The organism is Ferrovibrio sp., assembly GCF_035304305.1.
In the GTDB taxonomy this organism is placed as follows: domain Bacteria; phylum Pseudomonadota; class Alphaproteobacteria; order Ferrovibrionales; family Ferrovibrionaceae; genus Ferrovibrio.
Genome location: NZ_DATGQG010000017.1, coordinates 1 through 3,038, shown reverse-complemented (window position 1 = coordinate 3,038; position 3,038 = coordinate 1). Strand labels below are relative to the sequence as shown.

The following is a 3,038-nucleotide window of genomic DNA, read 5'->3' as shown; positions in this document are numbered from 1 at the left end:
AGCAACCTGCAGATGAGCCTCGTGGTACTGCTGTCTATAGGGTTGGCGGTACTGTCCTGGCGCTATGTCGAGCGGCCCTTCCGCAGCCGCACGCGCATCACCGCCCGGCCGCTTTTCGCTGGCGCCGTGACGGCGATGGCCGTGCTGGTCGTGATCGGCGGAATGATCGCCGTCACGCAGGGCTGGCCGGGCCGGTTTCCGCCGCAGGTACAGATGATCGCTGCCGTCAGCGCCGCCACGGATCCGCGCAGCATCGAATGCAAATCGTTCCTGTCGGGCGAGGGGCGGACGGAGCCCTGCATCTACGGCGCGCCTGCCGCACCGCGCACGGCAGTCTGGGGCGACAGCCATGCCAATGCGCTGATTCCGGGCATTGCCGCGGCCGCCGAGCGCCACGGCGAGGCGGTGGCCTTTCTCGGCGCCGATTCCTGCCGGCCGGTTTTCGATGTCTATGACGGCCGCGTCGCGAATACGGAATGCCGCGACTACAACGACGCTGTCCGGGCCTGGCTGCAGGCCCGTCCGGAGATCACGCATGTGATCGTGGTCAGCCGATGGGCCACATTGGCCCATGGCAAGACCGGTATCCTCGGCCCCAACGAGGGCTACGAGCCGCCGGCCATCTCAGACCGGCCGGGCCGTGTCGTGGATATCGACACGGCCGAACGGCTGGCCGAACGCCATGTCCGGCAGACGATCGACATCCTGCGGCAGATCGGCAAGACCGTCGTGCTCGTCTATCCGGTGCCGGAAATCGGCTACGACGTGCCCTCGACACTTGCGCGGCTGGTCCTGTTCGGCGAAGAGCCCGGCAGTTTCACGCGGCCTCTCGCGCTTCATCGTGAGCGCCAGCGTTTCATCGCCGGTGTGCTGGACGAGCTGGGCGACGACCGCATCATCCGCGTGCATCCGGAGACGCGGCTGTGCAATGAGCAGGACTGCATGGTTTATGCCGGTGGCCAGCCGCTTTATCACGATGACGACCATCTGAGTCTTGCCGGCGCCGCCTGGCTGGCACCTCTGTTCGACCCGGTCTTCGCCGCCGTTGCCGAAGCCGGTCCGGTGCGGCCCAGCCGCTCGGCCGCCGCGCGTCCCTGAAGGCAGCAGATCGCCTGACAATCAGGCCGGGCGGACCGATCCGCCCTTGCCGTTCTGGGGTGCCAGCTGCTCGGCGCTGCGGTCGAGCCGCGTATCGGCGCGCAGCCGCGTCGCGGTCAGCTCGCCGGCCTGTTCGAGGATCGGGTAGGCGACGGCGGTGAGATGGCTGTTGATGCGCTTCAGGTCGCGGATCACGTCGAGATGGATGCCGCTGGTCTCGATCGACTCCGTGCGTCCCTCGCGGATGCGCTGGTAGTGGTTCTCGGCGGCCTGCTGCTCGGCCTCGCGCAGATTCGCCTTGTCCTGCAGCAGCTGTCGCGCCAGCTTGACGTCGCCGGCCATGAAGAGGTTGCAGGCGGTCTGCAGATTGGCGGCGACGCGCTGGTGGAAGTCGGTCAGCTCGGCCAGGCCTTCGCGGGAGAAGGTCAGCCGCTTCTTGATCTTCTTCTGTGCCAGTTCCATCAGGTTCTTGTCGATGATGTCGCCGATATGCTCCAGATTCGTCGTGAAGGTGAGCACGTCGACGTAGCGGCGGCTTTCCGCCTCGTCCAGGCCGGTTTTCGACAGTTCGGTGAGATAGAGCTTGATCGCCTCATGCAGGCGGTCGACGGCATCGTCGGAATGCTCCACCGCCTTGGCCAGTTTGGCATCGTCGCGGGTGAAGACCGTCATCGTCTCGTCCAGCATCCGGGCGACGATGTCGCTCATGCGCAGTGCCTCGCGCGCGGCGGCGGCCAGCGCGACGCTGGGAGTATCGAGGGCCGACTTGTCGAGATAGCGCGGCGCGAAGGCCTCCTCGACTGCAGCATCGGGCAGGATGCGGCGGGTCAGCCGGTCCACCAGAGTCAGCAGCGGCAGGAAAAGCAGGGCCAGCGCGATGTTGAAGGCGGTATGCAGGTCGATGGCCAGCCGCTCGCCGCTGTAGCCCGTGATGGCGCGGAACTGCTCGATCCATTCCGGCAGCCAGGGCAGGGCAGGCAGCACCAGCAGCACGCCGACGGCGCGCATGAGCAGGTTGCCCAGCGGCGCGCGGCGGGCGGCGGCGGGCTGGCCGGCGGTCGCCACGAAGGGCGCGATGGCGCCGCCCAGATTGGCGCCGAGAACCAGCGCGATGACCAGCGGCGCATCGATCGTACCGGTGGCCGCGAGGCTGCCGAACAGCAGGATCATCGCCAGACTCGAATGAGCGGCCCAGGTCATCAGGGCGGCCAGCAGAACGCCGATCAGCGGCTCGTGGTCGAGCGGGCGCAGCACGAGGCCCAGCGCCGGCGATTCGCGCAGCGGCAGCGAGGCCGCCATGATCAGCTTCAGCGCCAGCAGCATCAGGCCGAAACCGATCAGCATCCGACCGATATGGCGGCGCAGGTTGTTTTCCGTGGCGGTGAACATGCCGACGCCGACGATCAGCGCCAGCGGGCTGAGCCAGCCGAGATCGAGCGACAGGATCTGCGCCGCGATCGTCGTGCCGACATCGGCGCCCAGCATGACGCCCAGCGCCACCGTGCCGGCGATCAGGCCGCGGCCGGCAAAGGAAGCGACGATCAGCGCCGTCGCCGTGCTGGACTGCAGGATCGCCGTGATGCCCATGCCGGCGAAGAAGCCGGACACGCGCTGGCGCAGGGCGCGGCTCAGGTGGCGGCGCAGTTCCGCACCGAAGGCGCGGGTCACGCCGGTGCGCACCATGCGCACGCCCCAGAGCAGCAGGGCGACGCCGGCGGCCAGATTCAGCAGAAGGAGAGTCGCGCCCTGCTGCTCCATCACGCGATCACCCGCGGAAGCGCCCGGCGCAAGGGCGCGCCGGCGGCATCTGGAACAGGAAGAACATTCCCGGACATGTCTGAGCGAACCTTACGCAAAGTAATATTACAGATTCATTACACCCGGATGACAGAAAGCCCAAGCCTTTGTTCCGGATAAATTTTTTCACGAATCTGGAGTGC

The 3,038-nt window shown here is 67.3% G+C and carries 2 protein-coding genes; one reads left to right on the top strand and one right to left on the bottom strand.

Annotation, left to right across the window (positions count from 1 at the left end; all coding sequences use genetic code 11):
• Positions 1 to 1,098, top strand: a 1,098-nt coding sequence (locus VKZ87_RS01805; protein WP_324219529.1) for an SGNH hydrolase domain-containing protein, incomplete at its 5' end; no start/stop codon positions are given.
• A 21-nt stretch (positions 1,099 to 1,119) separates the two neighbouring features.
• Here VKZ87_RS01805 and VKZ87_RS01800 read toward each other — a convergent pair.
• Positions 1,120 to 2,856: a Na/Pi cotransporter family protein gene (locus VKZ87_RS01800; protein WP_324219528.1), complete on the bottom strand. Its 1,737-nt coding sequence runs from the start codon at positions 2,854 to 2,856 to the stop codon at positions 1,120 to 1,122.
• Positions 2,857 to 3,038 lie beyond the last annotated feature (182 nt).